Origin of the sequence: Micromonospora sp. NPDC005413, from assembly GCF_040606435.1 — a bacterium.
Classification (GTDB): Bacteria; Actinomycetota; Actinomycetes; order Mycobacteriales; family Micromonosporaceae; genus Micromonospora.
Genome location: NZ_JBEXEV010000030.1, coordinates 43,389 through 59,081, shown reverse-complemented (window position 1 = coordinate 59,081; position 15,693 = coordinate 43,389). Strand labels below are relative to the sequence as shown.

At 71.8% G+C, this 15,693-nt stretch carries 18 protein-coding genes and 1 riboswitch; of the genes, 13 read left to right on the top strand and 5 right to left on the bottom strand.

All coding sequences use genetic code 11. The features are described from left to right. The first annotated feature begins 16 nt into the window (after positions 1 to 16). The 4 genes from ABZS37_RS25555 (at position 17) to ABZS37_RS25540 (ending at position 2,933) form a co-directional block, all read left to right on the top strand. Complete coding sequence (locus ABZS37_RS25555) at positions 17 to 601, top strand: class F sortase (RefSeq protein ID WP_355172888.1); 585 nt, start codon at positions 17 to 19, stop codon at positions 599 to 601. Between the two features lie 110 nt (positions 602 to 711). Further along, positions 712 to 1,818: a magnesium and cobalt transport protein CorA gene (locus ABZS37_RS25550; protein WP_355172886.1), complete on the top strand. Its 1,107-nt coding sequence runs from the start codon at positions 712 to 714 to the stop codon at positions 1,816 to 1,818. A gap of 226 nt (positions 1,819 to 2,044) precedes the next feature. Then, entirely contained in the window at positions 2,045 to 2,431 is a 387-nt protein-coding gene (locus tag ABZS37_RS25545) for a YchJ family protein (protein WP_355172956.1), read from the top strand. Positions 2,432 to 2,546: 115 nt separating this feature from the next. Continuing rightward, positions 2,547 to 2,933, top strand: a complete 387-nt coding sequence (locus tag ABZS37_RS25540; RefSeq protein ID WP_355172884.1) for a VOC family protein — start codon at positions 2,547 to 2,549, stop codon at positions 2,931 to 2,933. Between the two features lie 44 nt (positions 2,934 to 2,977). On the opposite strand, the gene ABZS37_RS25535 is transcribed toward ABZS37_RS25540, so the two are convergent. Then, a complete protein-coding gene (locus ABZS37_RS25535; protein ID WP_355172882.1) occupies positions 2,978 to 4,258 on the bottom strand; it encodes an MFS transporter in 1,281 nt (426 codons plus the stop codon). A gap of 212 nt (positions 4,259 to 4,470) precedes the next feature. Continuing rightward, positions 4,471 to 5,559 (bottom strand): hypothetical protein, encoded by a 1,089-nt coding sequence (locus ABZS37_RS25530; RefSeq protein WP_355172880.1) that lies wholly within the window; start codon positions 5,557 to 5,559, stop codon positions 4,471 to 4,473. 203 nt (positions 5,560 to 5,762) lie between these two features. Between ABZS37_RS25530 and ABZS37_RS25525 the strand changes: the two genes are divergently transcribed. The 5 genes from ABZS37_RS25525 to ABZS37_RS25505 all read left to right on the top strand — a co-directional run bounded on the left by ABZS37_RS25525 (position 5,763) and on the right by ABZS37_RS25505 (position 10,288). Then, positions 5,763 to 6,893: an N-acetylmuramoyl-L-alanine amidase gene (locus tag ABZS37_RS25525; RefSeq protein ID WP_355172878.1), complete on the top strand. Its 1,131-nt coding sequence runs from the start codon at positions 5,763 to 5,765 to the stop codon at positions 6,891 to 6,893. 131 nt (positions 6,894 to 7,024) lie between these two features. After that, positions 7,025 to 7,438, top strand: coding sequence for a VOC family protein (locus ABZS37_RS25520; RefSeq protein ID WP_355172876.1), 414 nt, complete (start codon positions 7,025 to 7,027; stop codon positions 7,436 to 7,438). Between the two features lie 50 nt (positions 7,439 to 7,488). After that, entirely contained in the window at positions 7,489 to 9,063 is a 1,575-nt protein-coding gene (locus tag ABZS37_RS25515; protein WP_355172874.1) for an FMN-binding glutamate synthase family protein, read from the top strand. 125 nt (positions 9,064 to 9,188) lie between these two features. Next, on the top strand, positions 9,189 to 9,710 hold the full coding sequence (locus ABZS37_RS25510) for an N-acetyltransferase (protein ID WP_355172872.1): 522 nt from the start codon (positions 9,189 to 9,191) through the stop codon (positions 9,708 to 9,710). After that, a complete protein-coding gene (locus ABZS37_RS25505) occupies positions 9,707 to 10,288 on the top strand; it encodes a GNAT family N-acetyltransferase (protein ID WP_355172870.1) in 582 nt (193 codons plus the stop codon). The genes ABZS37_RS25510 and ABZS37_RS25505 overlap by 4 nt, the downstream gene beginning before the upstream one ends. Here the strand turns inward: ABZS37_RS25505 and ABZS37_RS25500 are convergent. Continuing rightward, positions 10,183 to 11,157: a YafY family protein gene (locus ABZS37_RS25500; RefSeq protein ID WP_355172868.1), complete on the bottom strand. Its 975-nt coding sequence runs from the start codon at positions 11,155 to 11,157 to the stop codon at positions 10,183 to 10,185. The genes ABZS37_RS25505 and ABZS37_RS25500 overlap by 106 nt on opposite strands. Positions 11,158 to 11,251: 94 nt before the next feature. Between ABZS37_RS25500 and ABZS37_RS25495 the strand changes: the two genes are divergently transcribed. The 3 genes from ABZS37_RS25495 (at position 11,252) to ABZS37_RS25485 (ending at position 13,428) form a co-directional block, all read left to right on the top strand. Continuing rightward, entirely contained in the window at positions 11,252 to 11,689 is a 438-nt protein-coding gene (locus tag ABZS37_RS25495) for a VOC family protein (RefSeq protein ID WP_355172954.1), read from the top strand. 57 nt (positions 11,690 to 11,746) lie between these two features. Then, the gene (dinB, locus tag ABZS37_RS25490) at positions 11,747 to 12,934 is read left to right on the top strand and encodes a DNA polymerase IV (protein ID WP_355172866.1); all 1,188 of its coding nucleotides are present in this window, start codon (positions 11,747 to 11,749) and stop codon (positions 12,932 to 12,934) included. A gap of 125 nt (positions 12,935 to 13,059) precedes the next feature. Continuing rightward, positions 13,060 to 13,428, top strand: a complete 369-nt coding sequence (locus tag ABZS37_RS25485) for a hypothetical protein (protein WP_355172864.1) — start codon at positions 13,060 to 13,062, stop codon at positions 13,426 to 13,428. Positions 13,429 to 13,523: 95 nt separating this feature from the next. Here the strand turns inward: ABZS37_RS25485 and ABZS37_RS25480 are convergent, their stop codons facing one another. Beyond that, the gene (locus tag ABZS37_RS25480) at positions 13,524 to 14,192 is read right to left on the bottom strand and encodes a transglycosylase family protein (RefSeq protein ID WP_355172862.1); all 669 of its coding nucleotides are present in this window, start codon (positions 14,190 to 14,192) and stop codon (positions 13,524 to 13,526) included. After that, positions 14,192 to 14,363: riboswitch (cyclic di-AMP (ydaO/yuaA leader) on the bottom strand. (Overlaps the previous gene by 1 nt.) Positions 14,364 to 14,688: 325 nt before the next feature. Between ABZS37_RS25480 and ABZS37_RS25475 the strand changes: the two genes are divergently transcribed. After that, the gene (locus ABZS37_RS25475) at positions 14,689 to 15,171 is read left to right on the top strand and encodes a peptidoglycan-binding domain-containing protein (protein ID WP_355172860.1); all 483 of its coding nucleotides are present in this window, start codon (positions 14,689 to 14,691) and stop codon (positions 15,169 to 15,171) included. 95 nt (positions 15,172 to 15,266) lie between these two features. Here ABZS37_RS25475 and ABZS37_RS25470 read toward each other — a convergent pair whose 3' ends face one another. Next, positions 15,267 to 15,671, bottom strand: a complete 405-nt coding sequence (locus ABZS37_RS25470; protein ID WP_355172858.1) for a peptidase inhibitor family I36 protein — start codon at positions 15,669 to 15,671, stop codon at positions 15,267 to 15,269. Positions 15,672 to 15,693 lie beyond the last annotated feature (22 nt).

Sequence of the window (15,693 nt, the reverse complement as noted above, 5' to 3'; positions counted from 1 at the left end):
GCGGACCCTACCGGCCGTGGTCGCTCTGCTCGGCGTGACCGGGCTGGGGCTGATCACCGTCGGCCTCACCGCCGACCCGGCGCGGCCACCGCGACCGCCGGCCGACGCGCCGAACCGCACCCACCCCGCACCGGACCTCGCGCCGCTGTCCCGCGCCGCACCGGTCCGGGTGCAGATCCCCGCCATCGGCGTACGCGCGGAGGTCGTCCCCGTCGGCGCGGACGCCGCCGGGGTGCTGGAGGTGCCACCACTGGATCGGCCCACCCTCGCCGGCTGGTACCGGCACGGGGTCAGCCCCGGCGAGACCGGCAACGCCGTCCTGGTGGGACACGTCGACTCCCCGGCCGGCCCGGCGGTCTTCTTCGACCTCGGCCGGCTACGCGCCGGCCAGCAGATTCGGATCACCCGCGCCGACGCGCAGGTCACCACGTTCACCGTGGATGACGTTCGCGCGTACCCCAAGGAGCACTTTCCCACCACGCTCGTCTACGGCCCGGCGGACGTCGCCGGGCTGCGGCTGATCACCTGCGGCGGCCGGTTCGATGCCACGACCGGCAACTACGTCGACAACGTCGTCGTATTCGCCACCCGCACCGCCTGAGCCGAGCTGCCCGCCTGTCGGGAGCCGGACCCCGCTCGGCAGAATGCGGTGGCACCATCCCCAGCGAACACCGTGGTCGGGGCGGTGCGTCGGCGACGGGGAGGCACACGGTGGATCAGCGACAGGTACGGGACCGGCCCGGTCGAGGCGTACGCGCCCTGGCCCGTCGACTGCTCGGCCGGGTCGAGGGAGAGTCCCCCACCCCACGCCGGTCCAACCCGGACGCCGTGGTCGACTGCGCCGTCTATGTCAACGGTCGCCGGGAGCCCGGCCAGCCGCACTACGCCGACGCGTACGCCCGCGCCCGGCACGGCCGCGACGCCTTCGTGTGGCTGGGCCTGCACGAACCGGGTCCGGCCGTGCTCGCCGCGGTGGGCCGGACCTTCGGCCTCGACGAGCTGACCGTCGAACAGGCGCTCGCCGACGGGCACCGGCCCACCGTGCAGCGGCACGGGCCGGTCACTCTGCTGGTGCTGCGCACCGCCGGGTACGTGGAACATGCCGAGCTGACGGACACCTCCGAGGTGATCGACACCGGAGACGTGATGGTGCTGCTCGGTGACCGGTTCGCCATCACGGTGCGGCATGGCGCCGCCGGGGCGCTACGCAGCGTCCGCGCCGACATCGAGCGCCGTCCCGCGCTGCTGGCCGCCGGCCCGTGGGCGGTGGCGTACGCGGTCTGCGCCCGGATGGTCGACTCCTACCTGGAGGTGGCCGGGCACGTGGAGCGGGACCTGGAAAGGGTCGAGGAGGCGGTGTTCGCCCGCGATCGTTCCGTCGACATCCAGCACATCTACCAGCTCAAGCGCGAGGTGGTGGAGTTCAAGCGGGCGGTCCTGCCGTTGCAGGCACCCATGCGTACGCTGCTCGGCCCCGACCCCGACGGCCCGCCACGCGCCCTGCACCGCTGGTTCGTCGACGTGGACGGCCGGCTGAGCCGGGCGGTCGACCGGGTGGCCGCGTACGACGATCTGCTCACCTCGATCGTCCAGTCCCGGTTGACGCAGCTCACCGTCGAGCAGAACAACGACATGCGCAAGATCGCCGCGTGGGCGGCCATCGCGGCCACCCAGACCGGCATCGCCGGCGTCTACGGCATGAACTTCGACCACATGCCGGAGTTGGCCTGGCGCTACGGCTACGCCGGCGCACTGACCCTGATGGCCGTGGTCGCCCTGGCCCTGCACCGCCTGTTCCGCCGCTCCGGCTGGCTCTGAACCACCCCACCCCCACCCCCGCCCCCACGCCCCGGCGCCCCTCACTCCCGCGATCTTGCGGTTTGTGTCGTTGTTCTGCGGCTTTTGTTCTTTATGCGGCGACAGAAAGTGCAAGATCGCGGGAGTGAGGGGGGTGGGGCGGTCATGGCCGGTCGGGGTCCGGGGCCGGTCGGCGGTGGGGCAGGATGGCGACGTGGGTAAGGGTGCGGCGCGGCGACGGGCGAACATGACGACGGGACGGGCCTGCCCGTGCGGCTCCGGCCGGGCGTACGCGGACTGCTGCGCCCCGGTGCACGGCGGCGACGCAGAGGCGCCGACGGCCGAGGCGTTGATGCGCTCCCGGTTCAGCGCCTTCGCCCTCGGCGACACCGGCTACCTGCTGCGCAGCTGGCACTCCTCGACCCGGCCCGCCCTCCTGGAACTCGACCCTGGGCAGCGGTGGACCCGACTGGAGATCGTCGAGACCGAGCGGGGCGGCCTGCTCGACACCACCGGCACCGTGGCGTTCCACGCCCACTACCGGGGCGCGGGCGGGCCCGGCACGATGACCGAGCACAGCCGGTTCGCCCGCGAGGGCGGCCGATGGGTCTACCTCGACGGCGACCAGCCCTGACGGCTGCGCCGATGGCCGGTTGGGGCGTAGCCGGATGGAGAAGACCGGCGAGAGCCATACCAAGGCCTGCCGTCGCCGCGTTGAAGGTACTGCTCGAGTCGAACGGAGACCACCGATGACCATGACATTCATCAACCTGCCGGTGCGCGACCTGGCCACCGCCGCCGAGTTCTACCGGGCACTCGGTTTCACCGGTGACCAGGCGGAACTGGACGGGGACAGCATGATGCTCACCATCTCCGACAACACCCGGCTGATGCTGCACCTGCACTCGGCCTTCGAGGCGTACACCGGGGTCGCCGCCACCGACACGGCCACCAGCCGGGAGGTCATTGTGGGGCTGTCGGCGCAGAGCCGGGAGCAGGTCGACGAGCTGGTCGACCGGGCGGCGGTCGCCGGTGGGGAGGCGCTCGGGCCGGGGATGACCAACGGGCCGATGTACATGCGCGGCTTCCGGGACCTTGAGGGCCACCAGTGGTCGTTCCTGCACATGGCCAGCTGAGCGGAGGTCCGGCGGCGGCCATGTCAACCGCCGCCGGCCCCCGCTCAGTCCCGACTGCGCGCGGCGGTCGCGATGACGCTGGTGGGCACGGCCGCGGGGCGCTGGCGGCGGTTCAGCAGCACCAGGGCCACGATGAGGTACGGCCCGGCCGTCACCGCGAACGCCACCGCGTTGCCGGCCACCGTGGCGACGAGGCCATAGCAGGCGTACGTCCCGATGATCAGCACGTCGGTGGCCATCCCGGCCAGTGACGTGACGGTGGCCCGGCTGCTGCCGGTGATCCGAGCCTGGAGCCGTGCGTCGGCCAGGACGGTGGCCAGTTGCGCCGCCCCGAACGCCACCGCGAGCAGCACGAAGCCGCCCGGATGCCCGGTGAGGGCACCCCCGGCCAGCGCGACACCAACCAGGCCCAGCAGAGCGGCGTAACCCCGGTGGCCCAGCCGCTCCCCCGCCGGGGCGAGCAGCCCGCCGATGGTCACCCCTGCCCAGAGCAGCAGGAGCAGCAGCGGCACGGCCTGCGTCCCGACGCCGGTGTCCAGGGCAAGCAGCGGGGTGTACTCATCCAGGGCGCCCCAGTCGGCGGCGACCACGGCGACCAGCAGCACGGCTGCCCGTACCGGCGGGCGCGTGCGGACCTGCGCCACCCCGGCTCGCAGCGTGTCCCACCAACCCAGGTCACCGTCGTCATCCAGGTTGGCTGGTTCGCGCTCGCCGGCCGGAACGGGCGCGGCGGTCGGTGGGCGGTGCTCCGGAAACCGGGCGGCGACCGCCGCGGCGAGCAGGCAGGCGAGCACGCTGGCCACGCCGACCGCCGGGTACCCGCCGACGGCGAGCACCGGGCCGGCGAGCACTCCGGAGGCCACCACGCCCAGCACACCCGCCGTCCGCGCACGCCCGAGCACCCGCGCGTACCGGCCGACCGCGCCGAGCCGGTCCAGCTCGGTCCAGACCAGCGCCTCCAGTGCGCCAGAGACCAACGCTCCACCGGCGCCCCAGAGCAGGAAACCGACCGCGAATGCCGGGTACGACGGCACCAGCACCCAGATCGCATACCCGGCGGCGGTCACCAGCGGGGCAAGGCACAGCAGCAGCCGGCGGGACACCACGTCGGCCCACGCGCCGGAGGGCACCTCGAACAGGATGCCGGCAGCCGACCAGATGACGAAGAGCGACGAGATCTGCCCCACCGACAGCCCGGTGTCGGCGAGGAGCACCACGTACAGCGGGTAGAGCAGGACGAGGTCACTGAGGAACGCGTACCCGTAGAGGGTTGTCGTGAGCCGGCGGACCGCCGGGTCGGGCACGCGCGAGGCGATGCGGATCATGGGACCTTCCCGTGGGAGTGGAGACGGACACCGGACGTGCGGTGCCCGTGGTGGCCCACGGGTTCGGCCTACGCTGCTGGATCAATGTCGCCAGGTCATGCTCGCGATGCTAGACGCGCATCGCTGCACCGACCAACGCTTTCGGCGTGCCGGACAACGGGAAGCGGGGCGGGACCCCGAAGGGATCCCGCCCCGCCGCGTGCCGCCGCGTGTCAGCGCCAGTTCGGGTCGACCGGCGGGATGACCGTGGTGGACTCGCTGTCGTCGCTGGTGCGCTGGCCGGGCACCGCACCGCCGGCACCGGTGCTCACCACCTGGGTCGTGTCGGCATCGCCGCGGGCCGGGGTCACCACCTGGGTCGTGTCGGCATCGCCGCGGGCCGGGGTCACCACCTGGGTCGTGTCGGCATCACCGTGGGGCCGGGTCACCACCTGGGTGGCCTCCGGGTCGGCGGACGGACGTACCACTCCGGTGGCGTCCGGGTCGGCGGGGGCACCCACCACCTGCGTGGCGTCCGGGTTGACCGGCCGGGTCACCACCTGGGTGGCTTCCGGGTCGCTGGTCACGGTTGACGGTCGGGCCAACTCGGCCTCCGCGTCGCGGCGGCCGGCCCGGTAGGCGCGGGCGTGCGTGGCGATCAGCTGCGACTCCTGCTCCGCACGGGTCAGCCATCCCTCCCACCGGCTCTGCATCGGCCGGATCAGGCCACCGCCGACCCCGACGACGAGGATCCCGCCGACGGTGGCCAGCACGGCGATCAGCACGGGCGTGGTGACCGCGGTGGCCACACCGATCTGGTTCAGCGCAGCGATGACGCCGAGGCCGAGGATGAACACCGAGGCGATGTTGGCCAGCACCCGGCCGTACGACAGGCCGCCGAGCGCACCGCTGATGATGTCCTTGACGGCGTTGGCGATGGCGGCGGCGACCACGACGATGACGATCGCGACGAAGGCGCGGGGCAGCCACGAGATCACCGCGGCGAGCAGGTCGGAGATCGGGTTCGGCCCCCAGATGCCGAAGGCGAGCTGGAGGGTGAACAGCAGCACCGCGTAGTAGACGAGCTTCGCGACGATGTCGCTGGCGTCGTACCGGGAGCGACTCAACGCACGACGGATGCCGCCGCGTTCGACGGCGCGGTCGAAGCCCACCCGCTCCAGGACCTTCTCCACGATCTTCAACACGGCCTTGGCGATCAGCCAACCGGCCACCAGGATCGCCAGGAAGGCGACGGCCTTGGGCAGGAAGAGCATCACCGAGCGGAGCGCGTCACCCACCGCGTCGCTGACGTTGTCACTCATCGGGTCATTCCTCCACACGTGCGCAGCCGGGACGTCGACCCCGACCTACCCCCGCTGCCCCACGCGGAAACGCCGACCGCCCACCGCTGCCCACTGTTGGGCGGGGTCTGGCGCGCGGGTGAGGTCTGACAATATCCTTCGGGGCACGTGCGGCCACTGGAGCTACTTTTCATCCCTCGCCGTCGGCCGCAGGAGGAGATGTCATGCACGTCGACCATTCCGAAGTGGATCGCCGGACGCTGCTGCGGGCCGGTCTCGGCGCCGCCACGGTCGCCGTCGTCGGGAGCGAACTCGCCTTCCCGGGCACGGCCCAGGCCGCCCCGGGCACCGACCTGGACTGGATCATCAGCTGTGACGAGTGGGATGCCCGCCCACCGAAGGACCCGCTGTCGGTCAGCGCCATCGCCACCAACAAGATCATCGTGCACCACATGGCGTTCCCGAACGTGACCGACTACTCCCGCGAACAGGCGGTCAAACTGGCCCACGACTGCCAGGACCTGCACATCGACGGCAACGGCTGGTCCGACACCGGCCAGCACTTCACGGTGAGCCGCGGTGGCTACGTGCTGGAGGGTCGCCGGGGCAGCCTGGAACGCCTCGAAGCCGGCGACCGGCAGATGATCTCGGCGCACTGCCCGGGCGAGAACGGCCGGGCCATCGGCATCGAGAACGAGGGCACCTACGTCACCGAGACGCCACCGAAGGCACTGACCGACTCGCTGGTCAAGCTCTGCGTCGCCGTCTGCCGGCAGTACGGGCTGCACGCGCACGACATCTTCGGCCACTGGGACTTCCGCACCACCGCGTGCCCGGGCGCCGCCTTCTACCGGCAGTTCCCGGAGCTGCGTCGGCGGGTCCACGCCGCCCTCGGCACCAAGCTGGGTGAGGTTCCGGCGCGCCGCTGGCCGGACCTGTGGCGCTTCGTCAACTCCCCCTCGGTCCGGGTGGTGCAGCACCTGCTCGCCTACCGGGGCTACGCGGTGACGGTCAGCGGCCTGTTCGACGCCGCGACCGTGGCAGCCGTGCAGGACTGGCAGGCCCGCAACGGCATCGGAGTGGACGTGGACGCCACCCTCACCACACCAACCTGGGAGACGCTGGCGCCGGAACTGAACCAGCACGCCACCGGCGCGCCGGTCACGGCGGTGCAGGAAATCCTCGCCACCAAGGGGTACGCGGTCACCGTCACCGGGGCGTACGACCACGCCACCCGGGCGGCCGTGCAGGACCTGCAGGCGCTGCACGGCCTGCCCCGCAACGGCAAGCTCAGCACGAGCACGTGGTGCGCGATCGTCGGCGGGACGGTCCGCCAGTCGTTGCGGCACCGCTGATCCGGCAGCGGCGGTGCGGGGCCTACCCGCACCGCCGCCAGGCGCACCACCAGCACAAACACGGGCGCGCCTCGTTGTCCACCCTCCATCGGTCTGCGACGATGACGCCGACCAGGACCAAGGAGGGTGCTGTGCAGACGCGACTCAACCCGTACCTCAACTTCCCCGGCACCGCCCGCGAGGCGATGGAGTTCTATCACCAGGTCTTCGGCGGTGAGCTGAAGATGAACACCTTCGGCGAGTTCGGCAGCACGGAGCCGGGCCTGCAGAACCAGATCATGCACGCGATGCTGGAGGCGCCCAACGGTGTCACGCTGATGGCCTCGGACACCGCACCCGGGATGAACCACGTGCCCGGCACCAGCATCGCGATCAGCCTCAGCGGCGACAACGCCGACGAGCTGCGCGGCTACTGGGAGCAACTCTCCGGGAGCGGCACGGTGACCGTCGCACTGGAGAAGCAGATGTGGGGCGACGAGTACGGCCAGTGCGTCGACCGGTACGGCATCAACTGGATGGTCAACATCACGCAGCCACAGGCCTGACCAGCGACGAGCCGGTTTGGCTCGTGGCACGGGCGGAGAAACTGCCGGTCATGAGATGGGCCCGTCGAGCCGTACCCGCTGTCACCGCCGCCGTCGCGGCGCTCGCCGCGCGAGATCTGTTCCAGCGCGACCACGCGTTGCTGCGCAACTTCCCGGTGCTCGGCCGCGCCCGGTACCTGTTGGAGGCGATCGGGCCGGAGCTTCGGCAGTACATCGTCGCCGGCAACAACGAGGAGCGACCGTTCACCCGCGACCAGCGCCGCTGGGTGTACGCGTCGGCGAAGCAGGAGAACAACTACTTCGGCTTCGGCACGGACAACGACATCGAGTACACCTCCGGGTACCCGATCATCAAGCACCGCACGTTCGGCCGGGCCGTGCCGCCGTCGACCCCGACCGCCGGGCACGACGTGCGGCTGCCCTGCGCGAAGGTGCTCGGGGCGGCCCGGGGGCGGGCCCGCGCGTTCCGACCGGAGTCGGTGGTCAACATCTCCGGGATGAGCTTCGGTTCACTGTCCGGCAACGCCATTACCGCGCTGAACAAGGGGGCGGCGCTCGCCGGTTGCCTGCAGAACACCGGCGAGGGCGGCCTGTCGCCGTACCACCGCAACGGTGGTGACCTGGTCTTCCAGCTCGGTACGGCGTATTTCGGTTGCCGCGACGAGCATGGCCGGTTCAGCCTCGACCGGCTGAAGGACCTGGTCGCCGGCGCACCGGTGAAGGCATTGGAGATCAAGCTGAGCCAGGGCGCCAAGCCCAGCCTCGGTGGGCTGCTGCCCGGGGCGAAGGTGTCCGCCGAGATCGCCGCCACCCGGGGCATCCCGGCCGGACAGGACTGCGTCAGCCCGTCCCGGCACGCCGAGTTTTCCGACTGCGACAGCCTGCTCGACTGGGTGGAGCTGCTGGCCGCCGAGACGGGACTGCCGGTCGGCATCAAGTCGGCGGTCGGCGACCTGGACTTCTGGCAGGAGCTGGCCACCCTGATGCGCGACACCGGCCGGGGCGTCGACTTCGTGACGATCGACGGCGGCGAGGGCGGCACCGGCGCCGCGCCGCTGATCTTCACCGACTCGGTGTCGCTCCCGTTCCAACAGGGCTTCTCCCGGGTGTACAAGGTCTTCGCCGAGCACGACCTGCACGAGCAGGTGGTCTTCGTCGGCGCCGGCAAGCTCGGCCTGCCGGACAACGCCATCGTGGCCTTCGCGCTCGGCTGCGACATGGTCAACGTCGGCCGCGAGGCGATGCTGTCGATCGGCTGCATCCAGGCGCAGAAGTGCCACACCGACACCTGCCCCACCGGCGTCGCGACACAGAACGCGTGGCTCACCCGAGGCCTGGACCCGGCGTCGAAGTCGGTCCGGGCGGCCAACTATCTGCGGACGCTGCGCCGCGACCTCACGAAGGTCGCGGAGGCCTGCGGCGTGGAGCATCCCGGCCTGATCGACACGGACGCCGTGGAGATCCTGGACGGCCGCACCAGCTCCACCCCACTGCACGAGGTGTACGGCTACCGCCCGGAATGGGGGCTGCCCTCGGCGGCCGACCGCGCCGAGATCGTCCGGCTGATGGCACCGGAGGCACCGCGGGGCGGTAGTGCCCCGCCGTCGGCCACCGCCGTCGGTTGAGGGCGTGTTGTGGCGCTCTCCGCGCCGAGCCGTCGGATGCGTTAGGTGCCCCAGTCCCCAGGGATGCCAGTCGACGCGCGATAAACGTGTGGAGCCGTCGCCCGGGGGCACTCTATGGTGGCGCGGTGCTGATCAGACGCGAGACGCCCGCCGATGCCGATGCCATCCGGGCGGTGCACTCCGCCGCCTTCGCCAAGGCCGACGGCGATGGTGTACCGGTCGAGGCGACCCTGATCGACGCGCTGCGCGCCGACGAGGGCTGGCTGCCCGCGTACTCCCTGGTGGCGACCGACCTGGACGACCAGGTGGTGGGGCACGTGGTGGCCACCCGCGGTCGGGTGGCCGGCCAGCCGGTGGCGCTCGGGCTGGGACCGCTCGGCGTGCTGCCCGACTGGCAGCGGCGCGGCGTCGGCACGGCGTTGATGCACGCGGTGCTCGGCGCGGCCGACGCTCACGACGAGCCGCTGGTGGTGCTGCTCGGGCACCCCGACTACTACCCGCGGTTCGGGTTCCGGCCGGCCGTGGAGCTGGGCGTCACCCCGCCGCAGCCGTGGGGCCCGCAATACTTCCAGGCTCGCCCGATGAGCGCGTGGCGGGAGTCGATCCGCGGGGAGTTCCGCTACGCCCGCCCTTTCGAAAAGCTGTGATCCCCGCAAACATCCGCCGCCGCCGCGCCACCGATCTCGACGGCTGCGTCGCGGCGCTCGCGGAGGTTCACCGGGTCGATCGGTACCCGCTGAACTGGCCCGCCGAACCGCACCGTTGGTTACGCGAGCCGCACCCGGCGCGCGCCTGGGTCGCCGTCGACGCGGACGCGGCGATCGTCGGGCACGTCGCGGTGCACCGGGTGCCCGACCCGGCGGACGGGCCACCCACCCGGCCGACGGCCGAGGTGGCTCGTCTCTTCGTGTCGCCGGCCGCCCGGGGGTGGGCGCTGGGCAGCGCGCTGCTGGCCCGGGCCCGCCAGTGGGCGAGTGCGCGCGGGACCGACCTGGTGCTCGACGTGGCCTCCAGTGATGCTGCGGCCGCTGCCCTCTACGAGCGCACCGGATGGCGGTGCACCGGCACCAGCACGGCGTCCTGGACCGCGCCCGACGGCAGCCCGGTCCCGCTGCGCCACTACACGCTGCGCTCCGACGCCGCACCAGCCATCGCCGAGAGGCGGCGGGCGAGCAGGGCGGCGGCCTCGCGCAGCTCCGGAGGCTCCAGCACCTCCACCTCGTAACTCAGGCGGGCGACGTGCGCGGCGACCCAGTCCAGGCTCTCCCCGCCGACGACCAGCACACACCACCCGTCGCGGTCGTCCTCGACACGCCCCACCTGAGGCGGCACCAACGCCCGCACCCGGTCGGCCGGAGCGTGCACCCGCACCCGGGCGAGATACCGGTATGGCGCCTCGGTCACGGACCGCTGTACAAAGGCGACCGGGTCCGGGTGCTCGCGCGCCCGGAAACGCCAGGTCGTCGCCACCGCCGCCCGCATCCGGTCCAGGCGGAACGTGCGCCAGTCGTCGCGGTCGACGTCCCAGGCCATCAGATACCAGCGGCGGCCGGTCGTGACCATCCGGATCGGCTCGACCGTCCGTTCGCGCTCCCCACCGTCGCGGCCGGCGTAGGTGAACCGGACCCGCACCGCGTCTCGACAGGCCCGCGCGAGTGTCATCAGCAGCTCCGCGTCGATCTCGGCCACCGGGCCGATGAGGGTCTCCGTGGAGCCGTGCACCGCCCGCACCTCGGCGCGCAGCCGCGACGGCATCACCTGATCGAGCTTCGCGAGTGCCCGCAGCGCCGCCTCGCCCGCCCCGGCGACCGTGCCGCCCGAGGCGAGCCGCAGAGAGACCGCCGTCGCGATCGCCTCCTCGTCGTCGAGGAGCAACGGCGGCAGCCGGGTGCCCGCGCCGAGTTGATAGCCGCCGCCGACACCCGCCGCCGCGTGCACGGGATAGCCGAGCGTCCGCAGTCGCTGCACGTCGCGGCGCACGCAGCGGTCGGTGACCCCCAGTTCGGCGGCGAGCTCAGCGGCCGTCCAGGACGGTCGCCGTTGCAACAGCGCCAACAGACGCAGCACCCGCTCGGTCGTCGCCTCGACGGTCATGTGCCGATCGTTGCACGAATTGCGGAACGACCCTGTCCGCTAGGTGCGGGAGGCTGGGATCATGACCGACCAGATCAGGAATCAGGGAGCTGACATGGCCCGCGACATGCAGATCACGTTCGACTGCGCCGACCCGGCCGCGTTGGCGGCGTTCTGGGTTGAGGCGCTCGGCTACCAGGTGCAGGCCCCGCCCGGAGACTTCGAGTCGTGGGAGCAGGCACTGGAGGCGATGGGGGTGCCGCCGGAGAACCGTAACGACGCCTCAGCGGTGGTCGACCCCGAGGGCTCCAGGCCGCGGCTGTTCTTCCAACGGGTGCCGGAGCACAAGCAGGCGAAGAACCGCGTACACATCGATGTGCGAGCCGCTCCGGGGCTCGCGGGTGACGAGCGGATGGCGGCCCTGGAGGCAGAGGCCGAACGGCTCGTCTCGCACGGCGCCACCCGGCTCAGTCGTCACGAGCCCGCTCCCCCGCTGGGCGCCGGTCACCTCATCATGGCCGACCCCGAGGGCAACGAGTTCTGCCTCGACTGACCGCGCGTTCGCCCAGCTCACTGCCGTAATGGTCGGACGCCATGCGAACATGTGTACGTGTCGCCCGGCGCCAGCATCCTGCACGCCGACCTGGACGCGTTCTACGCGTCGGTCGAGCAACGCGACGACCCGCGCCTCCGCGGGCGGCCGGTGATCGTCGGTGGGGGCGTGGTCCTCGCGGCCAGCTACGAGGCGAAGGCGCGGGGCGTACGCAGCGCGATGGGCGGCCAGCAGGCGCGCCGGCTGTGTCCGGACGCGATCGTGGTGCCGCCCCGCATGTCGGCGTACACGGCGGCGAGCCGCGCGGTCTTCGAGATCTTCCGGCAGACCACCCCGCTGGTCGAAGGGCTCTCCATCGACGAGGCGTTCCTGGACGTGGGCGGCCTGCGGCGGCTGGTGGGGCCACCGGCCGACATCGCCGAGCGGCTGCGTCGGGAGGTTAGTGAACGGGTCCACCTGCCGATCACGGTGGGCGTGGCCCGCACGAAGTTCCTGGCGAAGGTGGCCAGCGGGGTGGCGAAGCCGGACGGGCTGCTGGTCGTCGCGCCGGACGCCGAGTTGGCGTTCCTGCACCCGCTGCCCGTGGAGCGGCTGTGGGGCGTCGGCCCGGTCACCGCCGCGAAGCTGCGGGAACGACGGATTCGTACCGTCGGCGAGGTGGCCCGACTCGGCGAGGCCGCGTTGGTGTCGATGCTCGGGGCGGGCGCCGGTCGGCACCTGCACGCTCTCGCGCACAATCGCGACCCCCGGGCGGTTCAGGTGGGGCGTCGGCGCGGCTCGATGGGCGCCCAGCACGCGCTGGGCCGTACCCCGCATGCCCCTGAGGAGCTGGATGCCATCCTCGCCGGGCTGGTCGATCGGGTCAGCCGGCGGATGCGGGCGGCCGGGCGGTCCGGTCGCACGGTGGTGCTGCGGCTGCGCTTCGGCGACTACACCCGGGCGACCCGCTCACACACCATCGGCAAGGCGACGGCGGACACGACGTCGCTGCTCACCGCCGCGCGAGCGCTGCTACGGGCCGCGCTGCCCGAGATCAATCGCCGTGGTGTCACCCTGGTCGGTGTTTCGGTGGGCAATCTGGACGACAACCCGGTACAGCCGGAGCTGCCGTTCCACCGCGAACCGGGTGCGGAGTTGGACGCCGCGGTGGACGCGGTCCGTGACCGGTTCGGATCGGCGGCGCTCACCCGTGCGGTGCTGCTCGGCCGGGATCCGGGCGTCGAGATGCCGCTGCTGCCGGATTGACCGGTCTGCGGGCCGAGTTCGGGCGACCGAGCTGCGACCGGAGACACATCACAGCAGGTCGGCGGTTTAGCCAGCCGCTGACGGGTGACCCTTGTGGGGTACAGCCTGACAAGGGGGGACCCACGATGTCCGACGACACCAGCAACCGACCGAGCCGTCACGCCGAGCGCCCGCACGACGTGACCGACCCTCTGCTCTGGCAGTTGGCGATCGACGTGCTGAGCGCCCACGAGCCGGACGACGAGGGGCAGTGCCGCAACCTCCAGTGCGCCGGGCAGTCCTGGCCGTGCACGGCTCGCACCGGCGCCGAGCAGTCTCTGCGCGTGTCCCGCAGCACGCCCGCCTCGGGCGAGATGCCCATGGACGGCGACGACAGTGACGATGTCGGCACGGCCTGGCCCGGAAAGGGCGCGGTACCGGCCCAGCGATGGGCCCGCAACGCCGACCCGGTGGCGTCGCATCGCGGGTCGAAGGCGTCCGCCTCGGCGGCGTGACGGCGGGGTGCACCGCCACGAACACGCGGCGCTGCTCAGCGCCACACACGCGAACGCTCGGCCGGTGACCCGGCCGAGCGTTCGCGTGTCATCCGTCAGAGGCTGAGCCGCTGGCCCGGGAAGATCAGACCCGGGTCGGCGCCGACCAGCTGCCGGTTGTGCTCGTACAGGGCCTGCCAGCCGCCGGCCACCCGGTGGGTGACGGCGATCTCCGACAGGGTGTCGCCCGGCTTGACCAGGTACTGGTCGCCCGCCGTCGGCGCGGTGCGCTCGTGGTTGCGGGTCGCCGGCTGCTCGCCGCGCGACGACCGCTCCTGCGGCTTGGTGGACTTCCCGGTCGACTTCGTCGATGACTTCTCGGTGGACTTGGTCGACGGCTTCGCGGTGGACTTGGTCGCGGAGCCGCCCTTCTTGCCGCAGGTCGGCCAGGCGCCGATGCCCTGCCCGTCGAGCACCTTCTCGGCGACGGCGATCTGCTCGCCGCGGCTGGCCAGGTCAGCGCGGGCGGCGTACTTCTTGCCGCCGTAACCGGCCCAGGTGCCCTGCGAGAACTGCAACCCGCCGTAGTAACCGTTGCCGGTGTTGATCTTCCAGTTGCCGCCGGACTCGCACTGGGCGATCGCGTCCCAGTTGACCGCGGCCTGAGCCGGGGCGGCCGGCCCGAAAAGGGCGACGGCGCCGGTGACCGCACCGACGGCCAGGGTGCCGACGGCGAGACGGCGGGTGGTGACCCGTCGATGACGGGGGGTGTAGACAGACGTCATGTGAGCTTCCTCCACGCCGGCGAGGTGAGCTGTCGGGTTCGGGCCGAGGAGCCCGGCCGCACGGTGGCGGCTTCACCCCGAGGTGACATGCACCGAGGAACGTTGGGTCCCCCGCTCCTGCCCGGTGACTGGGTTCCGACGACCGGGGGCAGGATTTGGCGTTGCCGGCCGTGGTGTCCGCAATGGCGAACCCGACCGACGTTAGGCACGTTCGGTGACGGTCGCCCACCCCCTGTGAACTTCTTCACCGGGCCACGCGGGGCGGGTCGCGCAGCGGTTGCGAGCGATCGACGTCTGTGCAGTCACCATCATGGACCGTTTCCGATCAGACGTCGGTCCCGGTGGTGCGTGCCGAGACGAGCGGGTGTGTGTCACCGCCCCGCTGGAACCGCTGTTGGCGAATTGACGTTCGAGCAAGAAACGGTAGATCGATGGTCGCGATGCTTCTGGGCATGCCGGGTTGACCCGAGCAGCCAAGCCCGCTCAGGAGGAGATCATGCCGATCCACCAGAACCGCACCGGGCGCCGCAGCGCCGCCGCCATCCTGCTGACCGTGCTGGCCAGCGCCGGACTCGCCGCGCTCGCGCCGACCGCCGCGCAGGCCGCCACCACCTGCACCAGCCTGACCTACTACAAGGTCGGTGGTTACCCGGGTGAGATGCACGTGCCCACCGTCGGCTGGCAGGACGGTAACAAGACCTGCTACCTGAAGTACGGCAACTCCAACAGCGCGGTCAAGGTGTTGCAGGAGGCACTGAACAACTGCTACTCGCAGTCGCTGCGGCTCGACGGCCAGTACGGCACCAACACCCGCAACGCCGTCTTGTACGCACAGCGAAAGATCAACGACACCTGGGCGTGGGCGAACATCGCCGAGGACGGCGAGTACGGCCCGCAGACCCGGGCGTGGATGGGCTTCGCGACCTTCGGGGTCAACGGTGGCCCGGTCATCCCGAACGTCTGCTACTACCCGGGCTGACCCGCGCGACGGCGCCGGTCGGAATCCCCCGTTGGATTCCGACCGGCGCCGTCGTGGCGTCTCCGGTCCCTCCCCCGCACCGGAGACTCCGGCCCTCAGCACACCCGTACGGCCTCGATACGCGTGTTCCAGGTGCCGCCGATCGCGGCCGAGTCGTACGCCAGGTTCGCCCGGTAGCCGTAGGCGTGCTGGTAGCCGAGCAGGCCGGTGGCGTTGGCGTTGTCCCAGAAGGTGGAGACGGTGCCGGACGCCCGGTTGTTCTTGATCGACTGGGCCCTGTTGCGGAAGTACGAGGGCAGCGTCACGTCGTTACAGCCGTTGTACGGCCCGTCGAGGTAGAAGACGTCACCGGAGAAGTTGATCCCGGCGTAGAGGCAGAGCAGGTTCGAGGGGCAGGCGTAGTTGGCAGCCTGGGCCGGGCTCGGGGCGGCGCCGAACGCGGCGGTCAGGGCAACCGTGGCAACCAGGGCGGACGTGAGCCTTCGCCGAATGCTTCGCACGTGAGTGACCTCCAGGTCTCGT

Excerpts from the sequence above, each read along its gene's own strand:
- ABZS37_RS25545 (WP_355172956.1), top strand. The coding sequence starts at position 2,045 with ATGACGACGGGACGGGCCTGCCCGTGCGGCTCCGGCCGGGCGTACGCG.
- ABZS37_RS25540 (WP_355172884.1), top strand. The coding sequence starts at position 2,547 with ATGACCATGACATTCATCAACCTGCCGGTGCGCGACCTGGCCACCGCC.
- ABZS37_RS25535 (WP_355172882.1), bottom strand. The coding sequence starts at position 4,258 with ATGATCCGCATCGCCTCGCGCGTGCCCGACCCGGCGGTCCGCCGGCTC.
- ABZS37_RS25530 (WP_355172880.1), bottom strand. The coding sequence starts at position 5,559 with ATGAGTGACAACGTCAGCGACGCGGTGGGTGACGCGCTCCGCTCGGTG.
- ABZS37_RS25525 (WP_355172878.1), top strand. The coding sequence starts at position 5,763 with ATGCACGTCGACCATTCCGAAGTGGATCGCCGGACGCTGCTGCGGGCC.
- ABZS37_RS25515 (WP_355172874.1), top strand. The coding sequence starts at position 7,489 with ATGAGATGGGCCCGTCGAGCCGTACCCGCTGTCACCGCCGCCGTCGCG.
- ABZS37_RS25500 (WP_355172868.1), bottom strand. The coding sequence starts at position 11,157 with ATGACCGTCGAGGCGACGACCGAGCGGGTGCTGCGTCTGTTGGCGCTG.
- ABZS37_RS25495 (WP_355172954.1), top strand. The coding sequence starts at position 11,252 with ATGGCCCGCGACATGCAGATCACGTTCGACTGCGCCGACCCGGCCGCG.
- ABZS37_RS25485 (WP_355172864.1), top strand. The coding sequence starts at position 13,060 with ATGTCCGACGACACCAGCAACCGACCGAGCCGTCACGCCGAGCGCCCG.
- ABZS37_RS25480 (WP_355172862.1), bottom strand. The coding sequence starts at position 14,192 with ATGACGTCTGTCTACACCCCCCGTCATCGACGGGTCACCACCCGCCGT.
- ABZS37_RS25475 (WP_355172860.1), top strand. The coding sequence starts at position 14,689 with ATGCCGATCCACCAGAACCGCACCGGGCGCCGCAGCGCCGCCGCCATC.